18 protein-coding genes are annotated in these 21073 nt (G+C 71.5%); 12 read left to right on the top strand and 6 right to left on the bottom strand.

Annotated features, from left to right (window positions below; translation table 11 throughout):
• From mmpB to M8I34_RS22250, 5 genes are all read left to right on the top strand, one after another.
• A partial coding sequence (mmpB, locus tag M8I34_RS41975) for a morphogenic membrane protein MmpB (protein WP_374210968.1) occupies nt 1–105 on the top strand: 105 nt, incomplete at its 5' end.
• A 161-nt stretch (nt 106–266) separates the two neighbouring features.
• The gene (locus M8I34_RS22265; protein ID WP_250051631.1) at nt 267–1751 is read left to right on the top strand and encodes a penicillin-binding protein 2; all 1485 of its coding nucleotides are present in this window, start codon (nt 267–269) and stop codon (nt 1749–1751) included.
• A gap of 44 nt (nt 1752–1795) precedes the next feature.
• Nucleotides 1796–2410, top strand: a complete 615-nt coding sequence (locus tag M8I34_RS22260; RefSeq protein WP_250051624.1) for a nucleoside triphosphate pyrophosphatase — start codon at nt 1796–1798, stop codon at nt 2408–2410.
• A gap of 105 nt (nt 2411–2515) precedes the next feature.
• Nucleotides 2516–3346 (top strand): MOSC domain-containing protein, encoded by an 831-nt coding sequence (locus M8I34_RS22255; protein WP_250051621.1) that lies wholly within the window; start codon nt 2516–2518, stop codon nt 3344–3346.
• A 60-nt stretch (nt 3347–3406) separates the two neighbouring features.
• Nucleotides 3407–3973 carry a DJ-1/PfpI family protein gene (locus tag M8I34_RS22250; protein ID WP_030087111.1) on the top strand — a complete coding sequence of 189 codons (567 nt, stop codon included), beginning with the start codon at nt 3407–3409 and terminating at the stop codon, nt 3971–3973.
• Between the two features lie 146 nt (nt 3974–4119).
• On the opposite strand, the gene M8I34_RS22245 is transcribed toward M8I34_RS22250, so the two are convergent.
• The 4 genes from M8I34_RS22245 to M8I34_RS22230 form a co-directional block, all read right to left on the bottom strand.
• Nucleotides 4120–6219 carry a PQQ-binding-like beta-propeller repeat protein gene (locus M8I34_RS22245; RefSeq protein ID WP_250051619.1) on the bottom strand — a complete coding sequence of 700 codons (2100 nt, stop codon included), beginning with the start codon at nt 6217–6219 and terminating at the stop codon, nt 4120–4122.
• Nucleotides 6220–6301: 82 nt separating this feature from the next.
• A complete protein-coding gene (locus M8I34_RS22240; RefSeq protein WP_250051617.1) occupies nt 6302–8539 on the bottom strand; it encodes a protein kinase in 2238 nt (745 codons plus the stop codon).
• A 6-nt stretch (nt 8540–8545) separates the two neighbouring features.
• Entirely contained in the window at nt 8546–9520 is a 975-nt protein-coding gene (locus tag M8I34_RS22235) for a serine/threonine protein kinase (protein ID WP_250051615.1), read from the bottom strand.
• 124 nt (nt 9521–9644) lie between these two features.
• A complete protein-coding gene (locus M8I34_RS22230) occupies nt 9645–10124 on the bottom strand; it encodes a hypothetical protein (protein WP_250051649.1) in 480 nt (159 codons plus the stop codon).
• A 497-nt stretch (nt 10125–10621) separates the two neighbouring features.
• On the opposite strand from M8I34_RS22230, the gene M8I34_RS22225 reads away from it, so the two are divergent.
• Nucleotides 10622–12391, top strand: a complete 1770-nt coding sequence (locus M8I34_RS22225; RefSeq protein ID WP_250051613.1) for a biotin carboxylase N-terminal domain-containing protein — start codon at nt 10622–10624, stop codon at nt 12389–12391.
• A gap of 74 nt (nt 12392–12465) precedes the next feature.
• Here the strand turns inward: M8I34_RS22225 and M8I34_RS22220 are convergent, their stop codons facing one another.
• Nucleotides 12466–13650 carry an esterase family protein gene (locus M8I34_RS22220; protein ID WP_250051611.1) on the bottom strand — a complete coding sequence of 395 codons (1185 nt, stop codon included), beginning with the start codon at nt 13648–13650 and terminating at the stop codon, nt 12466–12468.
• A 548-nt stretch (nt 13651–14198) separates the two neighbouring features.
• On the opposite strand from M8I34_RS22220, the gene M8I34_RS22215 reads away from it, so the two are divergent.
• The 6 genes from M8I34_RS22215 to M8I34_RS22190 all read left to right on the top strand — a co-directional run bounded on the left by M8I34_RS22215 (nt 14199) and on the right by M8I34_RS22190 (nt 19963).
• Nucleotides 14199–15470, top strand: a complete 1272-nt coding sequence (locus M8I34_RS22215; protein WP_250051609.1) for a hypothetical protein — start codon at nt 14199–14201, stop codon at nt 15468–15470.
• 109 nt (nt 15471–15579) lie between these two features.
• Complete coding sequence (locus M8I34_RS22210) at nt 15580–16851, top strand: DUF4145 domain-containing protein (RefSeq protein WP_250051607.1); 1272 nt, start codon at nt 15580–15582, stop codon at nt 16849–16851.
• Nucleotides 16845–17717: a PfkB family carbohydrate kinase gene (locus M8I34_RS22205; protein WP_250051605.1), complete on the top strand. Its 873-nt coding sequence runs from the start codon at nt 16845–16847 to the stop codon at nt 17715–17717. The genes M8I34_RS22210 and M8I34_RS22205 overlap by 7 nt, the downstream gene beginning before the upstream one ends.
• A complete protein-coding gene (locus M8I34_RS22200; protein WP_250051603.1) occupies nt 17714–18337 on the top strand; it encodes a 2'-5' RNA ligase family protein in 624 nt (207 codons plus the stop codon). Before M8I34_RS22205 ends, M8I34_RS22200 begins: the two co-directional genes overlap by 4 nt.
• A complete protein-coding gene (locus M8I34_RS22195) occupies nt 18334–19098 on the top strand; it encodes an inositol monophosphatase family protein (protein WP_250051601.1) in 765 nt (254 codons plus the stop codon). Before M8I34_RS22200 ends, M8I34_RS22195 begins: the two co-directional genes overlap by 4 nt.
• A gap of 223 nt (nt 19099–19321) precedes the next feature.
• Entirely contained in the window at nt 19322–19963 is a 642-nt protein-coding gene (locus M8I34_RS22190) for a TetR/AcrR family transcriptional regulator (protein WP_374210966.1), read from the top strand.
• A 108-nt stretch (nt 19964–20071) separates the two neighbouring features.
• Here the strand turns inward: M8I34_RS22190 and M8I34_RS22185 are convergent, their stop codons facing one another.
• On the bottom strand, nt 20072–21055 hold the full coding sequence (locus tag M8I34_RS22185; protein WP_279614403.1) for a DeoR/GlpR family DNA-binding transcription regulator: 984 nt from the start codon (nt 21053–21055) through the stop codon (nt 20072–20074).
• Between the last annotated feature and the right edge of the window lie 18 nt (nt 21056–21073).

Below are 21073 nucleotides of genomic sequence, written 5' to 3'. Positions count from 1 at the left end.
GAGCCTCCAGAGGAGCTGCGCGATGTGCAGGCCAAGCTCCGCCGGATGGGCATCGTGCTGGCCGTGGTCGCGGTGGTGATGATGGTCCTCCTCCTGGGGAGGTAGCCGTCCACGTGCCCGGGGAGGTGGCTGTTCCCGTCCCCGGGGAGGTAACCCTCACAGTTCCCTTCCGCAACCATCAGCGCTGAAATCGCTTCTATCCCTCTCGACAGAGCAATTCGGGTGCTCGGCCGCCCGGGGGCCGGCCGGGCAGGAGTGGGAGAGCGATGAACAGGCCGCTGAGGCATATAGCCGTCTTCTGCGGGGTGCTGGTGCTGGCCCTGCTCGCCCGTGCCACCTGGGTGCAGTTCGTCCAGGGCGACGAGCTCGCCAACGACCCCCACAACCGGCGCGTCAAGATCGAGGCGTTCTCCTACCCGCGCGGCAACATCATCGTCGGCGGCAAGCCGATCACCGGCTCGGTGGCGACCCCCGGCGACTTCAAGTACAAGCGGACGTACAAGGACGGCCCGATGTACGCGCCGGTCACCGGATTCGCCTCCCAGGCCCAGGGCACGTCCTTCCTGGAGGGCATCTACAACAAGATGCTCAGCGGCAAGGACGACCGGCTCGCCCTCAAGCGCGCCCAGGACATCCTGACCGGCAAGAAGCCGCGCGGCGCCGATGTCGTCACCACCATCGACCCCAAGGCCCAGAAGGCCGCGTACAAGGGGCTGACCGACCTCAACGCCAAGGGTGCGGTGGTCGCTCTCGACCCGCGCGACGGCCGGGTCCTCGCGCTCGCCTCCACCCCCTCCTACGACCCGTCGATCTTCACCGGCATCTCCAACGCCGAGGCCCAGAAGTTCAAGGCGCTGGACGCCGACAAGAGCAAGCCGCTGAGCAACCGGGCGCTGCGCGAGACCTATGCGCCCGGCTCCACCTTCAAGATCCTCACCGCGGCGGCGGCCCTGGAGAGCGGCGCGGTGTCGGACATCAACGCCCCGTCGGGCGCAGCCGCCCCGTACCAGCTGCCGCAGAGCACGACGAAGATCGGTAACGATGTCGTGGGTGCTCCGTGCGACAAGGCCTCGCTGAAGACCGGCATGCAGTGGTCGTGCAACAACGTCTTCCTCGACGCCGCGCTGAAGGTCGGCAAGGACAAGATGCGCAAGACCGCGGAGAAGTTCGGCTTCAACGCGAACGTCTACGACGAGGACCTCGGCGACCTGCTGGCCAGCAAGAGCCTCTACCCGGACAAGCTCGACAAGCCGCAGACCGCGCTGACCGGTATGGGCCAGGGCAGCCTCACCAGCACGCCGATGCAGATGGCGATGGTCGTCGCCGGCCTCGCCAATGACGGCAAGGTGATGATGCCGCACCTCGTCGACGAGCTGCGCGGCCCCGACCTGTCGACGATCGAGAAGATCGAGCCGAAGATGAAGTCCCAGGCCGTCTCCGCCGACACCGCGAAGAAGGTGCAGGAGATGATGGAGTACACGGTCAATGAGGGCACCGCCGACAAGGCCGCGATCGACGGGGTGACCGTCGGCGGCAAGACCGGCACCGCCCAGCACGGCGCGAACGTCCACGACGAGCGCCCCTACGCCTGGTTCGTCTCCTACGCCAAGCAGAGCGACGGCAGCTCCCCGGTCGCGGTGGCCGTCTTCGTCGACCCCAAGGACATGGACATCCCCCGGTCGGAGATCGCCGGCGGCAAGCTGGGCGGCCCGATCGCGAAGTCCGTGATGCAGGCCGTGCTCAACAAGTAGTCCGGGCGCCCGGGCGGCCCCCCGGGCTCCGTACGATGGCGGGCATGACCGAAGAGCCCCGCCCCCGCCGTCTCGTCCTCGCCTCCCAGTCCCCCGCCCGGCTGGCCCTGCTGCGGCAGGCCGGGCTGGCGCCCGAGGTCGTCGTCAGCGGCTTCGACGAGGATGCGCTCACCGCCCCCACGCCCGGCGAGCTGGCCCGCGTACTGGCCGAGGCGAAGGCCGCCGCCGTCGCCGCCCGCCCGGAGACCGCCGGCGCGCTGGTGGTCGGCTGTGACTCGGTCCTGGAGCTGGACGGGCGGGCGCTCGGCAAGCCCGCGGACGCCGAGGACGCCACCGCCCGCTGGAAGTCCATGCGCGGCCGCTCCGGCGTCCTCCAGACCGGGCACTGCGTCATCGACACGGCGGCGGGCGGGCGCCAGGTCTCCGCCACCGCCTCGACCACGGTCCGCTTCGGCGACCCCAGCGACGACGAGATCGCCGCCTACGTCGAGAGCGGTGAGCCGCTGTTCGTCGCGGGCGCCTTCACCCTCGACGGCCGCTCCGCCCCCTTCATCGACGGCATCGACGGCGACCCCGGCAATGTCATCGGTCTCTCCCTGCCGCTGCTGCGCCGGCTGCTGGCCGGCCTGGACGTCGCGATCACGGACCTGTGGACCTGAGCCTCCCCGCACCGGCCGGGTCCGGCGCCGGGCGGCCCGCACGGCGGTGCGCCCACCGGCGGTAAACGGCGGCACCCGGCGGCCGCCCCGTCCTACGCTGCCCGTATGGCGACTGTCATCGAACTGACCAGCTACCCCGTCAAGGGCTGCGCCGGCACCCCGGCGGCCGCGGCGGAGCTCACCCCGGCCGGCCTCCCGCACGACCGCAGCTTTCTGGTCGTCGGCCCCAAAGGCGTCTTCCGCAGCCAGCGCACCGACCCCCGGCTGGCGGTGGTACGGCCCGAGGTGAGCACCGACGGGACCCAACTCACCCTGAACTCCCCCGGGTTGGAGCCCCTCCACCTGGACATCGACCTCGGCGCCGGGCCGTCACCGCGCTGCGACGTCGAGATGTTCGGTGACCCGTACCGCGCGGTCGACCAGGGGGACCGGGTGGCCGAGTGGCTGTCCGAGGCGCTCGGCGCGGCCAGCCGGCTGGTCCGCGCAGCGCCGGAGCACGACCGGGTGACCGACGGCCTCACCCCCGGCACCTCCGGCTTCGCCGACAGCAGCCCGGTGCACGTCATCTCCCTGGCCACGTTCGACGACCTCAACCGCCGTATCACCGCGGCCGGGCGTTCGCCGGTCCCGATGGACCGCTTCCGGCCCAACATCGTCGTCGACGGCTGGGACGTACCGCAGACCGAGGACCGGGCGCGGCGGGTCACGGTCGGCGGCGGTGAGCTGGGGTTCGCCAAGCTCGCCGTCCGCTGCGCGGTCACCCTCGTCGACCAGCGCACCGGCGACAAGGCGGGGCCGGAACCGCTGCGCACGCTCGCCTCGTACCGGCGGGTGCCCGAGGGCGGGGTCGCGTTCGGATCGAAGTTCTCGGTGCTGGGGACGGGAAAGGTGGCGGTGGGCGACGCATTCGAGGTCACCGAGTGGGGAACCGATTGATCCGATACGGCCCGATCGGCCGGATCGGTCCGGTCCATGCCAGCGTGAGGAGTCCGCACCATGCCCAAGATCCTGATCATCGCCGGTGACGCCACCGAGGACCTGGAGTTCTTCTACTCGTACCAGCGGATGCTGGAGGAGGGGTACGAGACGCAGGTCGCGGCCCCGACGCGGAAGAAGCTGCGGTTCGTGGTGCACGACTTCGTCGACGACTTCGACACCTACGTCGAGCGCGAGGGCCACTCCTGGCCGTCCGACCTCGCCCTGTCCGAGGTCGACCCGGCGGAGTACGCCGCGCTGGTGCTGCCGGGCGGCCGCGCCCCGGAGTACCTGCGCAACGACTCCGACTACCGCCGTGTGGTCACCCACTTCTTCGACGAGGACAAGCCCGTCGCCCACATCTGCCACGCGGCCATCACCCTGGCCCCCCTCGGCGTCCTCAAGGGCCGCCGCACCGCCGCCTACCCGGCCTGCGCACCGGATGTGGCGATGGGCGGCGGGATCTTCGTCGACGGCTCGGCGGTGGTGGACGGCAAGGTCGTCTCGGCGCGTGCGTGGAACGACCAGCCGGAGTGGATGCGGGCGTTCATGGAGGTCCTGCGGGAGCATGCGCCGGTGAAGGGCTGAGCGGCCCGCCGCAGTCCGGACGGCCGGGCCGGTGCCCGTTCGGCCGGACTGCGGCCCCGTCCGGCCGGACTGCGGTCTCCGGCCCCGTCCCCCGTCGCACCCGGCTCCGCGTCACCGGGCCCCGTCACACCGGGCACAACGGGCGCTCAGGGCACCGGCAGCGCATAGAGCGACGTGCCGTGGAGGACGAACACCCGGTTGCCGTCCGCCACCAGCCAGGAACGCTCCGCCGCGGGGAGCTTGTACGTCAGGACGGGGACACCGGTCGACAGATCCGCGGCGAACACCTTGAACCAGGGGTCGCCCTCGATGGACCAGAGGGCGCGCCCGTGGATGAACACCGGGAGCCACCGGATCGACGTTCCGTTCCCGCCCTGGATCTCGCTGCCGTCGCGGGTCTTCCTGATGCTGGGCCACTCGTCGTGCGCGGCGCAGACGGTGTCGTCGTCGAAGACCGTCGCCGGGCCCCAGTCCTCGTGCTTGTCCCAGGCGTCCCGCTTGTCGAGCGACCACAGCTTCTTGCCGTCGCGGATCCGGCGGGCGGTGAGCGTCGTGCCGTTGAGGTAGACAGTGGTGCCGTGGACGGCCGGGCGGACCAGCCGGTCCCACTGGTCCCGCAGTTCCCACACCTGATGGCCGTCGGCCGTATCGACGGCGAACACATTGCCGTCGCTCGTGCCCAGGATCAGACGGCCGTGGGCGACGACACCCGGCGGCTCGACCTTGGTGCGGTAGCCGGCGGCGATCTTCGCCGTCCAGCGGATCGTGGCGTCGGAGCAGCGCACGGCGCGGAGCCGGTGGTCCTTCGTCAGGGCGTAGACGCTCTCGTCGTCGGCGGCCAGCAGGACGCTCGCCTCGGCGTCGACGGTCCAACGGGGCTCGCCCGTCGAGGCGATGAAGGTGCGGAGGGTGCCCTTGGTGTCGGCGGCGGCGATCAGCCGGTCCGAGAGGGAGAGGTAGCGGCTGGGCGCGCTGACGTCGCGGACGGCCCAACGGCGTTTGCCGTCCACGACGTTGTGGGCGGCGATCCCGCCGCCGCGTGCGCCGAGGACGATGACGTCCCGTACGGGCAGGGGCGCGGGCGTGTCCTCCGCGAGGACGTCGACCGGGCCCCACAACGGCTTCACCTCACCGCCGGCGAGGTAGTCGCCGTTGTCGGCGTCGAGCACATGCGCCACCGGGGTCCTGGCGGCGGGCGGAAAGGCGAAGAGGTCGGGCCGGCCTGCCGGCTGCCGCGGCCCCCGCGGCCACCAGACCGCCGCGGCGCCGCCGCCCGCGGCCAGGACCGCGCCGCCCGCCGCCAGCCCCGTGAGCAGCCGGCGCCGGGGCACCGCACGGCCGGAGCCGCCGTCGGGCAGGGTCGCCGCGGTCAGCTCGTGGAGGCCGCTCTCCCGCTCCTTGATCGCCTGGTTCACCGGGCCGCGCCGCCAGGCCCGTTCGGCGCCGCGCGGTGGTGCGAAGGCGGCGGCGATCTGGGCGGGGGCGGGCCGGGCGGCCGGGTCCTTGGCGAGGCACGGGGCGATGAGGTGCCGCAGGGCTTCCGGGACACCGGTCAGGTCGGGTGCGTCGTGGACGACCTTGTACTGGAGGGCGGCGATGTGCGAGGCGTCGTAGGCGCGGTGCCCGCTGGCGGCGTACACCAGGACGGCGCCCAGGGAGAAGACGTCGGCCGAGGAGGCCACGCGCCGGCCCAGGACCTGTTCGGGGGCGCCGTAGCCGGGGGTGACCGGGACCTGGCCGGTGGAGGTGAGGGTGAGGCCGTGCTCGGGGCGGGCGATGCCGAAGTCGATGACGCGGGGGCCGGCCGACGTCAGGACGATGTTCGGGGGCTTGAGGTCGCGGTGGATCAGGCCGGTGGCGTGGATGTCCGCCAGGGTGTGGGCGATCGACGCGGCGAGGGCGCGCACGGCCGGTTCGTCGAGGGGGCCGTACGCCTCGACGGCCTCGTCGAGGGTCGGTCCGGCCAGGAACTCGGTGGCGATCCACGGGCGGCCGCCCTCCGTGTCCGTGCCCAGAACGCGGGCCACGCCCTTGCTGGTCACGGCCGTCGCCGCCTGCGCCTCGCGGACGAAACGACGGGCGAGGTTCGCCTCGTCGGTGAGCTCGGGCCGGAGGACCTTGACGGCGGCGACGGTGCCCACGGCGTCCTGGCCGACGTAGACCTTGCCCATACCGCCCTCGCCGAGCACACCGAGCAGGCGGTAGGGGCCGAGGCGGAGGGGGTCGCCGGTGCCGAGGGGTTTCATGGGCGGTGTCCTTCAGGCGGGTTCAGGCAAGTACGGGCAGGTGTGGGCAGGTTCAGGCGTCTCGTGGCACGTGGTGGCACGTTCAGCGGAGGGGGAAGCCGGCGAGGAAGTCGGGCCCGGACGCGATGACCATCCGGCTCTTCTCATGGGCGGTGAAGCGGGTCCCGCTGGTCTTGTAGAGCTGCTCGGTGGTGTGCGAGGTGAGGCCGACGGCCCGGAGGACCTGGTCGGTCTGGCTGTACGTGTAGGCGTACGCGGAGCCGACCACCGGATGGACGACGTGGTCCGCCCGTGGGCCCTCCTCGCTCTTCTCCGCCCACCGCGGCTTCCCGCTCCCGGTGCCGAACGCGACCAGGCCGAGGTCCTTCTCCACCGCGTACAGCACCCCGTCCTTGAGGGCCGGCGGTCCGTACGTCTTCCCGGGGCGGGTGGCGGCCGTGTCCCAGGCCTGTCCGCCGTCGCTCAGCCGCAGCGCCCGCAACGGGCCGTAGCCCAGGTAGAGATGCTTGTCATCGGCCGTGAGCGGATCCCGTACGAGCCGCCGGTCGGCGCCCTTCCACGGCTTGTCCCAGGCGACCTTGCCGGTGCGGATGTCGCGGGCGACGACCCGGACCTTGCCGTCGTTCATCTGCTGGAGGGCCACCAGCAGGCCGCCGACGACCTTGGCGGACAGGAAGTGGTTCTCGTCGCTCTCGGCGGAACGGAACGGCAGCGGGTCCGTCCACTTCCGGCTCCCCGTGGCGAGGTTCACGGCCATCACGGACCAGGGAAGCTGCCGTTCGTACCGCTTGACCTTCCCGTGCGAGATCGCCAGGTAGGCCGTGTCGTCGGCGACGGCCAGCAACCGGTTGATGATGCCGTTGTGCTGGGCGTCCGAGACGGGGGCGAGGCGCTTGCCGGCCTTGCCCGTGGCGAGGTCCACGCGGGCGAGGAAGAACGAGACGGTCCGCAGCGAGCCGTTCGCGTCACGGTGCTCGTCCCTCGCTATTTGGTAGACGTGGGTACCGTCCGAGGCGACCTGCCACGAGTCGTCCGCATAGAGCGAGAACGTCCACCGGGACGCACCGGACCTGGCGTCCACACCGCGCGCCCCGGCATTGGCCACCAGGACGACCTGGTCACCGGCGAGCAGGGGCACTTCGGGGTTCTGGTCGTCATCCGGGCCGCCGAACTGCTTCTGCCACACCGAGTCCAGCTTTTTCTTCTTCACCGCGCTGACGCTCGGCCCCGGCTTCGGCTTGGTGTACCCCGGCCCGGTGCCGGGCCCCGGCTCGCTCCCGCCCAGCCAGGCCCACACCCCCGCCCCGGCCCCCGCGACGCCGAGCACCGAGCCCGCACCCGCCATCAGCAGCCCCCGGCGGGACAGGCCACGGGCGGCGGGGACATCGGCGGACGGCACGGTCGCCGGCTGGTCGGGCGGTGCGGGCAGCCGCTGCGGTACGACCTGCCAGACCTCGCTCGCCCGCCGTCCGATCTCGGCGAGCACCGCGTCCGGCAGCTGGTCGACGAAGTCACCGCCGCCGTCGTGGAGTTGAGCGGCCAGCTCGGCCGTCGTCGGGCGCTCGGCGGGGTCCTTGGCCAGGCAACGGGACAGGACAGGGACCAGGGCCGCGGGCACCCCGGTGAGGTCCGGCTCGGCGTAGCGCACCCGGTAGAGGAGGTCCGCCGGCTGCCCCTCGCCGAACGGGCCGCGCCCGGTGGCGGCGAAGACCAGCACCCCGGCGAGCGCGAAGACGTCTCCGGCCGGGGTGTGCTCCTGCCCGGTGGCCTGCTCCGGCGACATGAACGCGGGGGTGCCGACCGCGGCGCCCGTGTGGGTCAGCCGGTCGTCGCCGAGGGCGCGGGCGATACCGAAGTCGATGACCTTCGGGCCGTGCGCCGTGACCATGATGTTCGACGGCTTGAGGTCACGGTGCACGACATCCGAGTGATGGAGCTGGCCGAGCGCCCCGCACAGCGCCGCCCCCAGGGCGCGTACCGACGCCTCGGGCAACGGGCCGGCCAGCTCCACCGCGTCGTCGAGGGGCGGGCCGAGCACGTACTCGGTGGCCATCCAGGGGGTCTCGGCGAGCGGGTCGGCATCGACGACCTGTGCGCCGTACCGGCCGCCGATGACCCGGGCGGCATCCGCCTCCAGCCGGAACCGGGTACGGAATTCGGTGGTGGTGGCGATGCGGGCGTGCATCGTCTTGAGCGCCAGGGTCCGGCCGCCCGGGGAGCGGGCCAGGTAGACGGTGCCCATACCGCCGCTGCCCAGCCGGGCGAGGAGGCGGTAGGTGCCCAGGCCGGGCGGGTCGTCATGGGCGAGGGGGAAGGGCATGGGGTGTCAGTCCTGTGGGGCGGGCGGAACCGGGAGGGTGGCGGCGAGCAGCTCGGCCGACTGGCGGGCGAGGGCCGCGATGATCCGGCCCGGCAGCCAGCCGGGACCGAGCAGGGCGCCGGCGCGGCCGGCCGGGTTTCCGGCGGCGTCGAGCGCCGTGGCGGGAGGCGGCGGTCCGGCGGCGGCCCCGGCTCCCGGCGCGGGCGGTCCGGCGACCGGAGCGAGCGCGTCGAGCAGTTCGGCGGGGCGCGGGCGGGCCGCCGGGTCCCGGGACAGACAGGCCGTGACGACGGTCCGCAGGGCGGCGGGGAGCTCCTCCCGCTCCGGCACGGTGTATCCGGTCGCGGCATAGGCGAGCGTCGCACCGAGTGCGTAAACGTCGCCCGTCGGGTGCGGCCGCCCGCCGGTCGCCTGCTCCGGCGGCAGGCTGCCCGACTCCAGGCCCGGCAGCCCGGAGCGCGGGGTGCCGTCCTCGGCGGCGGCCCGTGCCGCCCCGAAGCACGTCAGCCGGGGCCCGTCGGCCGCCAGCAGCACGGCCGCGGGCGACACACCGGCATGGGCCAGGCCCTGCCCGTGCCCGATGACCAGGGTCTCGACGAGGGCCGCGCCGAGGGCCCGTACGGTGCGCTCGGGCAGCGGGCCGCCGTGCACGGTGAGCGCGGCGGGCAGCGGGAGCGCGGGCACATACGGGCGGGCGTGCCAGGGCGCGTCACCGGGTGCGGCGACCTCGGTGGCCGGCGAGGACCAGGGCCCGAGCAGATAGCGCGAGGTCTCCGCCTCGGCCAGGAACCGCCCGGGGTCGGCGCCCGGCAACGGCACACCGATCAGGACCGTACGGTCGCCGTCCGCGCTGCGCCCGATGAACCGCCGTTCCGGTACGGGTATGCCGGACGCCGCGTCATCCAGCTCCCGCAACACCGCGTACGGGCCTGTCGCGCTCCCGCGCGCCCGGCCCTCCGCACCCGCAACCGATGCAGGCATCCGCACCATCCCCCGTCCGACGACACCGCGCGAGAGCCTACCCGGGCGTGTCGCACGGCCCCGGGCGGCATCGATCCGGCCCGGGGAGCGGGCAGTTCGGACCCGGCCGCCGCGCGGAACGGGGTCAGGCCGACGTGGGAGCCGCGGGCGGTGCGCCGTTCGGGGGGTTTTCCGCGTTTCCCCGCCCGTCGCCCGCAAGGCCCTCCCCGTACGCCACCAGGGTCAGCACCAGCAGTGCCAGCACGACCGTCATCGCGAGGAAGGCGACCCAGCCGACCAGGCCGACGGCGAAGGCGCCGAGGACGCCGTGCACCACCGCACAGCTGATGAGGGCGATACGGGTGAAGCCTCCGGGGGCGCGGTCGCGCAGCCCGGTGCGGATCAGGACACCGGCGCAGAACAGCAGATAGAGCCCGAAGACGATGCCGCCGATCCACGAGCCGGTGGACATCGCGCGGGGCTGAAGCCCGGCCAGGGACATCTGCTGCCTGTCCACGACGATGCTCAGAATCCAGTTGAGCAGCACGATCCCGAACGCTTCCAGGACCAGTACCACCGCCGCGGCCAAGGCCACCGGCCGTCGTGCCACCACCACCCCGTCCACCCACTTCCGCCGTTTGCCGAGCCCGATGCGCCCTTGCGGACGCCTGATGCCACTGGTGCCCCTGTTACCGAGGGGTACAGGCATCGCGCACGCTACATGGGGGTCCCCCCTGCTCGGGAAGACCTTGGCGGAAGGTAAAAGCTGGGCAAGGGTTGTGCGCGGGCGGGTGCGGCCGGCCGCGCGCGAGAGGTCCGGCGGCACGCCCACGGACGGAGTCGCCCGCAAAGTTTCCTTCGCCCATTCGTAGGGACTCCACAAAGAATTGACGATCCGCTGGACGTCCAAAGTTGGAGACCTAGGCCACACCGGGACTCGAGCAGGAGCCCAGGAATCCGGGCCTACCCTGGGATACCAGGGGACTTAGGTTCCTCACTGGCGCCCCGAGCACACTCCGTGTGGGCAAGCTCACCCCAGGGAACGGGTCGGCACGCGGTGTCGCCAGTCCCTAAAATCGCCGCATCCATTTGTTACGGCGAAGCGCCAAGGAAGGACCCATCGTGCGCAAGGTGCTCATCGCCAACCGTGGCGAAATCGCTGTACGCGTTGCCCGTGCATGCCGGGACGCGGGGATCGGAAGCGTAGCCGTCTACGCCGACCCCGACCGGGACGCACTGCACGTACGCGCGGCAGACGAGGCATACGCCTTGGGCGGTGACACTCCTGCCACCAGTTACCTGGACATCGCCAAGGTCCTGGCCGCCGCCGCCGATTCGGGCGCGGACGCCATCCACCCGGGATACGGCTTCCTGTCGGAGAACGCCGAGTTCGCGCAGGCCGTCCTGGACGCGGGGCTGACGTGGATCGGGCCGCCCCCGCAGGCCATCCGTGACCTCGGCGACAAGGTCGCCGCACGGCACATCGCCCAGCGGGCCGGTGCGCCGCTGGTCGCCGGCACGCCCGACCCGGTCTCCGGCTCGGACGAGGTCGTGGCCTTCGCCAAGGAGCACGGTCTGCCGATCGCGATCAAGGCGGCCTTCGGTGGTGGCGGCCGCGGTCTGAAGGTGGCCCGGACGCTCGAAGAGGTCCCGGAGCTGTATGACTCCGCGGTGCGTGAGGCGGTCGCCGCCTTCGGCCGCGGCGAGTGCTTCGTCGAGCGCTACCTGGACCGCCCGCGGCACGTCGAGACCCAGTGCCTGGCCGACAAGCACGGCAACGTGGTCGTCGTCTCGACCCGTGACTGCTCGCTCCAGCGCCGCCACCAGAAGCTGGTGGAGGAGGCCCCGGCCCCGTTCCTGACCAAGGAGCAGAACCTCGAGCTGTACCGCGCCTCCAAGGCCATCCTCCAGGAGGCCGGCTACGAGGGCGCGGGCACCTGCGAGTTCCTCGTCGGCCAGGACGGCACCATCTCGTTCCTGGAGGTCAACACCCGCCTCCAGGTCGAGCACCCGGTCACCGAAGAGGTCACCGGCCTCGACCTGGTCCGGGAGATGTTCCGGATCGCCGACGGCGAAGAGCTCGGCTACGACGACCCGGCCGTCCGCGGCCACTCGTTCGAGTTCCGCATCAACGGCGAGGACCCGGGCCGCAACTTCCTCCCGGCCCCCGGCACGGTCACCACCTTCGCCGGCCCGTCCGGTCCGGGCGTCCGCCTGGACGCGGGCGTCGAGTCCGGCTCGGTCATCGGCCCCGCCTGGGACTCCCTCCTCGCCAAGCTGATCGTCACCGGCGCCAGCCGCGAGCAGGCCCTTCAGCGCGCCGCCCGTGCGCTGGCGGAGTTCACCGTCGAGGGCATGGCCACCGCCATCCCCTTCCACCGCACGGTCGTCCGGGACCCGGCGTTCGCCCCCGAACTCACCGGCTCCGCCGACCCGTTCACGGTCCACACCCGCTGGATCGAGACCGAGTTCGTCAACGAGATCCCCCCGTTCGCCGCCCCCGGCGCGGACGAGGCCGAGGCCGACACCCGCGAGACGGTCGTCGTCGAGGTCGGCGGCAAGCGCCTGGAGGTCTCGCTGCCGTCCTCGCTGGGCATGCCCCTGGCCCGGGCCGCGGTCGCCGGCGGTGCCAAGCCCAAGCGCAAGGCCGCCAAGAAGTCCGGCGGCGCCGCCTCCGGCGACGCACTCGCCTCCCCGATGCAGGGCACCATCGTCAAGGTGGCCGTCGAGGAAGGCCAGCAGGTCACCGAGGGCGAGCTGGTCGTCGTCCTGGAGGCCATGAAGATGGAGCAGCCGCTCAACGCGCACCGTTCCGGCACCATCAAGGGCCTGACCGCCGAGGTCGGCGCCGCGCTCACGTCCGGCGCCGTGATCTGCGAGATCAAGGACTGACCCGACGGCACCCCGCATGCGCACGAGGGGCCCCCGGCACCGGCCGGGGGCCCCTCGCGTCCGTTCCCGCCCGGCTACGAGTTGCCCACCACGTCCTCCGGAAAGCTCAGCGACCGGCTCATCCACTCCAGCGCGGCGGGCAGTTCGCGCCGCCAGGTGGCGAAGTTGTGGCTGCCGTGGGGGAGAACGATCGATTCCGCCTTCATCGGCGGCTTGACGGCGGCGAGGAAGGCGCGGGCCGCCGGGTAGTTCTTCTCGCCGGTACGGCTCGTGCCCACCAGGACGTTCACCTGCGGAGCGGGCAGATGCCGCAGCCGCCACATCAGGTCGTGCTCCTGGCGCCGGCGGACCCGGTCGCGCCCGTCACCGAACAGATTGCCGGTCGTGGGGTCGTTGCTGACCTTGTAGTCGGGCGAGAGGGCGGCCGCCGAGGTGTACGTACGGTCGTGCCGCATGGCGAGCTGGAGGGCGCAGCTGCCGCCCGAGGAGTAGCCCAGGACGCCCCAGCCGCCGGGGTCGTGCCCGACGCGGTAGCGGGACCTGAGCGCGTCCGGCACATCGCGGGCGAAGAACGTCTCGGCCTGCGGGCCGCCCGGTACGTCGACGCACTGGGTGTCGCGCGGCGGCGCGATGGTGGGCCGCAGCATCACGATCACGGTCGGCTGCATCTTGCCCTCCCGGATCAGCCGTCCGGCGGTCTGCGGCAGCCGCAGGTGCTGACCCAGCAGGAACGTGCCGCCGGGGTAACCGCTGAGCGCGACGACGACGGGGAACCGCTGGCGGGCGTACTGCGGCTGGAAGTACTGCGGCGGCAAATAAACATACGCCGGGTCCACCGCCCGGGTCCGCTTGCCGACGATCCGTACGGACTCGACCTTGCCCGCCAGCGCCGGATCGCCCTTCGGCAGCCCGTGCACCTTGTCCAGCCCGTCCGCCGCCGAGGGCTGCACCAGACCCTTCGACGGGTCGCCGACGGGCCCGGCCGTCCCCCCGTCGCCCCATTTGCCGACGGCGGCCGGCGCGTCGTCGTACAGCCCGAGCAACTCGTGCCAGGAGGCGTAGAACTGGAAGTTGGCGTTCACCACAAGGCCGAGCGCCGCCACGATGGTCAGCTGGGTCGCCGCGATCGAACCGAGCCGCCCCAGCAGCGCCCGCGGCCCGCGCCCCGCGAACCGCGGCCACAGCCAGAGCGTGAGCCCCACGCAGACCACGGCGGCCGCGGCCACGGCGTAGAACAGCGAGCGGCTGGTCAGTCCCATGACTCTTCCCCAGATGTCCCGCGCCGCGCCCCGCTCCCCCGGCGGCCCCTCACGGCGTATTCCCAGGCCCCCGAAACCCTCCGGAAGACCTCATTGCGCCTGGTTTGATGCCTCCTCACGACGCCACGTTGCGGCCTCACCGAGGTGTTCGCCCGCACGACCACTGGGGGATGCCGGGGCTTCACCGGGCCGCCCCTCCACGTCCACCAGATGCGCCGGATCCACCTGTGCAACGAGTCGCCGGCGAGGAACAGCTGCCCGGAGACGGTTCAATGCGCCGGCTCGTGCAGGGCGCCGCATGGCCGGCGCACTCAGGGGCATGGATGAGCGTGCATGTCGCCGGCCACCGGGGGCTGACGCGGCAAGCAGCACGGTCCCCGGGCCCCTGAGACAGCGGCCGGCCACATGGTCACGGAAGCGGGGACGGGACCGGCGGGAACGGTCCGGCGGCAGGACGCGTCCCCGCGTGGGGACAGGAGACCGTAGGCAGGACCCCACGCAGATCGCGCCGGCGCCGAGAAGCGCAGGCAGGAGGAGGCACCGAACCCGTGACCGTGGAACTCAGCTCCCTGACGGGTGTCCGCCAGGCAATCACCGTCGTGCTCCCGGTCCAGCTCCCCGACCTGCCGTCGTGGGCCGAGGGACCCTTACCGTTCGAGCTCGGCAGCCGCCGCACCGACACGCTTACCCGGCAGACGTACTTCACACCGGCTGCGGCCCGCGTCCTCTACGGCACACCGGAGCGACCCTGCCGATGGCACCGTCTCGCGGACATCTCGCACGGTGCGCTGCACCTGCACGGCATGGAACTGATGCGCACGATGACCGCCCGGCAGCGCCGGCACGCGCTGGCGGTCCTGCACTTCACCGTGGAAGGTCCGGCGCTCCTCGAAACCCTGCGGGCCATCGGGCACCGACACACAGCGGATGCCGATCCTCTCGACGGCCCCCTGGCTCCGGCCGTCCTTCTCGCCGGCGCGGCGGAACCCAGAACCGTCGAGTCGCCTTTCGCCATCGCGCGCCCGTACACCATCGCGTTCCTCACCCCCGGAGCAGAGCACACGGACGCCCTGCGGGACGACGGCCGGCTCCCCGGAACCGCCGACCGCTGGCTGTGGCACCTGGCGTCCCGGTCCACGGACACCGACTTCCCGGCAGCGCCGGAGAACCTGCCGTCCCAGACGGAGCACACGGTGCGGATATCCGCCGACTGGAGCGCGCTCGTCCTCCGCCACGGGGCGGCGTTCCTCGGGCACCGCCCCGACTGGGGCGACGGTGACTTCTACGACTTCGCTGCCTTGCACCACCGCACCATCTACCTCGACGCACTGCTGCTCGGTACCGTCCAGCGCGACCACATCGACGAACTCACCGATTCGCTCTCCGGCGTCTTCGAGGGCCCCAAGCTCGGTTCCCGTGTCGCCGTTCTGGAACGGCACATCGCGGGCTTCCGCAGCACGTACTGGCGACAGCACCTGACCGCCCACGGCCCGGCAAATGAACTGCTCCTCGCCTACCAGGCGCAGTACCGCCTGCCGACCCGCTTCGCGGAAATCCTCTCCGAGGCGGCCGACTACGCCCGGCTCGTCCAGACGCAGGACAGCCAGCAGATCGCCGGCGCCCTCGGTGTCCTCACCATCCTCGGCCTCCCCCTGGGCACAGCCCTGAGCGTCCTCCAGGTACTCGACGACCACGACCCCGGTCACCTGCTTGCCGCCTTGGGCGCTGCCGCCCTTGCCACGGCCATCGCCTTCACCAGCCGCTACGGCCGTCTCGTCCTATCGGCCCTGCGCGATCGCATCAGGAGCCTGGACGACTGACGTGGCGCGCTCAGGCCCTGCGGGCATCCAAGTGCCTTCAAAAAAGAGCAAGTTGAGAAGGATCCCTTGGTAGGGTGCAACAAAATCCGCCGAAGAGGACACGGACGACGTGACGGTCAACGAGGGCGAGTCGCTCCGGCTGTACAAGAAGGCTTTACGGTATGCCGAGTCGGACCCAGAGGTCTTTCTCGGCGCGGCGAGGAGAGCGGCGGAGTCGATCCTTTTGGATATCGCCCTACAGGAAGCAGTTGGCTCCAAGCCGACACTCGAATCGTTGTTGACGGTGCTGGCCGCCAAGGATCTGGTGCCCCCAAAGGTCGTTCTGGCCGTACGGACCATCCAGAATTACGGCAACTACGGGAGCCACGCACAGAAGAGTTCCGGCGAGGAGATTTCCGCCGAGGACGTGCAGCCGTGCCTCAACGCGCTGACACAGCTGGCGGTCTGGTACGGGCGCACGAGCAAGGCGTTGGCCGAGGACGAGGCACGACAGGGACTGGCTGCCGTTCAGCACACCACCACGAGCACGACACGCCTCGCCGATTCCTCATTGATCGTGGTCAAGGCGCTACTCCTCGGCTGCGGCTTCGAGCAGCTGCTGGCACGGCACCGTCACCGGCTGGTGCACGTCCAACTCCCCTGGTCGGACCAGCTGGTCAAAGATGTGTCGCAGCGGCTGCTGGACGTGGCGATCTACAACGAGCAACGCGTACTGCGACTCTTGGAGTCCGAGGACGACGTCAGGGACCAGGTGGTGCCCATCGGACGAGTGGGGTATTCGATGGGCGGCCGGAATTTCTATCTGCTCGCCGCACGCGCGGGCCGCTGGGGGAATACGACCGGAGCAGAATTCCTGGCCGACCCCGCCGGGGCACAGATCGCCGTGCCAAAGCACAGCGATATGTTCGACAACGTCCTGGCGGCTTTCTCGACCGATGAGGCGGGCTTGCGGGACATGGGCGTCACCATTCTCGACGTTCCGCACCATCTCGGCCTGGAGCTCTTTCACCTGAACAGGGATGTGCTGGCCGTCGGCGGACAGAATCTGCGGATGCACGCACGCGACAGCGATGACTACTTCGAACTTCTCGATTCCGAGATGCTTTCCCCGTGCGCGCGGAAAAGGTTGCGTTCGGCAGCCGCCAACGTCCTGATCGCCAATCGTTCCTGGCTCACCGAGATGAGAACCGATGCCGGTGAGCTCCACCGCGAACTGATGCGCTGCTTCCACGCCATGGGATCGGAAGCGGCCCGCCTCGAGGAAGTCGTCCAAGATCTGGTCGCCCATGCCTCCTTCCCCCAGGAATGCGGCCCCGAAGGCAGGGAACGGCTGGTACGTCACGTCCTGTTCGAGAGTTACCGGCTGGGCGAACCGTGCTAGAGCACAACTCGCCGGCGGCACGCCGGGTCCTCGTCGTCGGCAGTACCAATTTCGACATCATCGTCCAGACGGAGCGCTTTCCGGAGGAACACGAGAAACTCCGGGGCGGGACATGCTGGGCGTCACCAGGAGGCTCCGCGGCCAACACCGCCCTGGGGCTTGCCCATCACGGCTGCGCGGTGACACTGGTCTCCGCGGTGGGTGACGACGCCCTGGGACGGGTGTGCCTCGACGATCTGCGGGCCGGCGGGGTGGACACTTCGTTGACGCGTATCGCCCCGGCCACCCGGACCGGCATGGCCATCGTCTTCTCCTCGGGCGCGGGCAAAAGGATGATGACCTTCGCGGGTGCGGACCGGGACGCGGCGATCGACGCGGTCACTGCGGACGAGATACTCGCCCTGGACCATGTGCATGTCGTCGGTGACATCACTCCGCCGCTCACCCGGTTAGTGGCCCTGACCCTGCGGCTCGGCCGTTCGGTGTCGGTCGAATGGAACGGCCGGGACATGAGTTCGCTCGCCGGGCCCGCGACGCTGAACCTCATGAACGCGGACGAGATGAGGAATCTCCCCGGCGCAGCGGCGCACGACCCTGCGGTCACTGCACAGCGGTACGCCGAGGCGCTGTCGGCCGAAGTGATCGTGACCCTGGGCCCGGACGGTGCGCTATGGGCCTCCCCCGGCCGCCCTCCGCTGCTGGTCCCCACCATTCCCGTCGAACCGGTGGACCGCACCGGTGGCGGTGATGCCTTCAACGCCGGTGTGATCGCGGCGAGGCTGAGCGGCGCCCCGCCGACCGAGTGTCTGCGCCGGGGCCTCGACGCTGCCGTACACGTGATCACTAAGAGAGGAGCCCATCCGTGACCAGCTGGCTTGGCGTAGCGCTGCTTCCCAGAGCGGACCACCTGCTTTCCGCAATCCAACTGCAAGAGGAGGTCGGAGGTGAGCACCGGCTGCACCCAGCCCTGGCAGCGGACGGCAATCTCCCTCACGTCACCGTCTTCCAGGGCCCGTTCTCCGATTCCCTCGACCCGGAGACCGTGCTGGAGAAGATCGGCAGGTCCACGGCCCTGAAGGAGATCCGGCTGGCCACCGTGGGCATCGTGTACCAGCCCACAGGGTGGGTCTTCCTCTCCCTGGCGAAACCAGCGCTGCTGGTCGGCCTACAGCAGGCAGCCCTCGACGTGTTGGACTCCCACCTCGACCGCAGAGCATTCGACACGGCCAAGGACACCACACGCTTCTCGGAGAGCGAGCGTGCCAGCTTCGCCCAATACGGATACCGGTACACGGGCGACGCCTACGCACCACACATCACACTCGGACGAGCCGAGGAACGGATCGCCCAGGATGTGGTGCACACCGCGTCCGAGCGCACCTCCATTCCGACAGACTGGGTGTTCGACCGGCTCAGCGTCTATGTGATGGGGGAGCACGGTGCCCATGCGCAGACGCTGGCTGAACGGGCGCTGGACCGGACGTGAGTGAGCCCGACGCGCTGCTCGACTTGGCCGAGCAGGCCGTCGATGCGGGCATCGCCCGGCTGGCCGACGCCGGAGAAGGCTGGTCCGCCCGACGGTTCAAAGCGTCGGGAGAAGAGGTCACCGCGGCGGATCTCGAAGTCGAGGAAGTGGTCTCGGCCGTGCTGCGACGGCATTCTCCCGGCGTCCCCGTAATCGGCGAGGAGACTGCCGTCGGGACGACCCTCCCGCCCCGGTGCTGGCTGCTGGACCCCATCGACGGAACGATGAACTTCACTCGGGGCTCCCCATTCCACGCCATATCGCTGGCGTACGTCGAAGACCGCCTCCCCCGACTGGGCGTCGTCGACGCTCCAGCCCTCGGCCGCCGCTGGCACACGGGACAGCAAGGCTGCCCGCCACCCTCCGCGCCAGTGGCCCGCACCGTGGACGAAGCGGTCATCGGCCTCACCGGTACGGGTTCCGGCGACCCCCGGCGCATCGGCCTGCTCCAGAGCACGGCGTACCGGATCAGGATGCATGGGGCCATGAGCCTGGACCTCGTGGGCGTGGCCGAGGGCTGGCTGGACGCCTGCGTCTGCCTGCGCCCCAGGCCGTGGGACGTCGCTGCCGGCACCGCACTCGTCCGGAAGCGGGGCGGGGCGGTTCTGGGTGCGGGCGGCCGGGAGTTCGCCTTCGACTCCCCCGTCCTCGTCGCGGGTCACACGGCGCTGGCCCGTGCGGTCCTCCGCCTGTGGGAATCGCGGCCCGCCGAGGGCGGGTGAAGCGAGCAGCCCGCGAAGGCGCCGGGCCCGGCCGCTCCGGCCGCCGCGCGCAGCCGCCGGGCCTGAGGTGGCGGCGATCGGGCCCACGGGGCCTCGGCACCACGGCCCGGATCTCCTAGCCGCACGGAGGGAGCAGAGACCGGCTCCCTTGCCTGCCCCCTCGGCGCGCAATGGCATCCTGGAGCCACCGGGCCGCAACCGGCCGGGGCGAGGGAGGACGGCGATGGCGACCGAGACGGCAGGGCAGCGGCGGACGGCGCAGGGTCCGGTGGCGGATGCACCGGTGCGGTCGCATGACGTGCGGCCCATGCGTGCGGATGCGCGCCGCAACTACGAACGGCTGCTCACGGAGGCCCGTACGGCCTTCACCGAGCACGGCACGGACACCTCGCTGGAGGACATCGCGCGCCGCGCCGGCGTCGGCATCGGGACGCTCTACCGGCACTTCCCCAACCGGACCGCCCTGATGGGCGCGGTTTTCCAGGGCGAGGTGGACGCCCTGCTGACGCATGCCAAAAAGCTCGCCGACGCGCCGCAGCCGTGCGCCGCGCTGGTGGAGTGGCTGCGCGCGATCATCACCCACGCCAGCACCTACCGCGGGCTGTCGCGCGCGCTGATGACGGCGTCGGCGGACGACAGCTCGGGGATGGCGCGGTGCAGCGTGCCGATGCGGGAGGCCGGTGACGCACTGCTGACCCGTGCCCAGCAGGCCGGAGCCGTACGCCCCGATGTGAGCATCAGCGACCTGATGCAGCTGACCAACGGCATCGCGCTGGCCGCCGAGGAATCCCCGGACGACCCCCGGCTCGCCGACCGGCTGCTGACGCTCACCCTGAGCGGGCTGAAGGGCGAGCGGCACCACTGAGCGATGCCCGGCGGATCTTCCTGACGCCGTGGAGCGCCGCCGGAAGCCGTGGTCCGGGCACCGTCGCCGGGGCGGCGCGCCCGTTCGGCGCGCCTCCGGCTCCTGCGCTCAGCGCCGTCGTGGGGCCAGATCGGCGACCCGGCCGCCCGAGGCCTCGGACAGTGGCGTGGCCGAGCGGAGCTGTGGTCCGCCGCCCCCGCCGCCCGGCGCGTGGTTGCGCCGCTGGCCCGGCAGGGGGACGTCCCGGCGGGGGCCCCGGCGGTCTGCCGCGGCGTCCATCCCGGGCTGCCCCGGGCCGCGGCCCGCGCCCGGACCGCCGGCGACGGCGATCTGCACACCCTGGTCGGCCAGCGCCTGGAGTTCCGTGGCGGCGCGGTCGTCATGGCCCGGCGGCTCGTCCGTGACGAGCCGTGTGATCACATCCGTCGGCACGGTCTGGAACATCGTGTCGGACCCGAGCTTGGTGTGGTCGGCGAGCACCACCACCTCCCCCGCCGCCTGCACCAGCGCCCGGTCGACGCTGGCGGAGAGCATGTTGGAGGTGGACAGACCGCGCTCTGCGGTCAGTCCACTGCCCGACAGGAAGGCGCGGGAGACCCGCAGGCCCTGGAGGGACTGTTCGGCACCACTGCCGACGAGCGCATAGTTGGAGCCGCGCAGGGTGCCGCCGGTCATCACGACCTCGACGCGGTTGGCATGGGCCAACGCCTGGGCGACCAGCAGGGAGTTGGTGACGACGGTCAGGCCGGGGACGCGGGCGAGCCGGCGGGCCAGCTCCTGGGTGGTCGTTCCGGCACCGACGACAATGGCCTCGCCCTCTTCGACGAAGCCGGCCGCGAGATCGGCAATGGCCGTTTTCTCCGCGGTCGCTAGATGGGATTTCTGTGGGAATCCGGATTCGCGAGTAAAGCCTCCCGGCAGGACCGCACCGCCGTGTCGGCGGTCGAGCAGTCCCTCTGCCTCCAGCGCCCGCACGTCCCGCCGTACGGTTACTTCGGAGGTCTGGACGACGCGGGCGAGCTCCCGGAGCGATACGGCTCCATTGGCGCGCACCATTTCAAGGATCAATTGGCGACGTTCTGCAGCGAACACGAAACTGACAGTAACGCC

Source organism: Streptomyces sp. MCA2, assembly GCF_023544705.1.
Lineage (GTDB): Bacteria > Actinomycetota > Actinomycetes > Streptomycetales > Streptomycetaceae > Streptomyces > Streptomyces decoyicus.
This window is presented reverse-complemented; position numbering and strand designations above follow the sequence as displayed.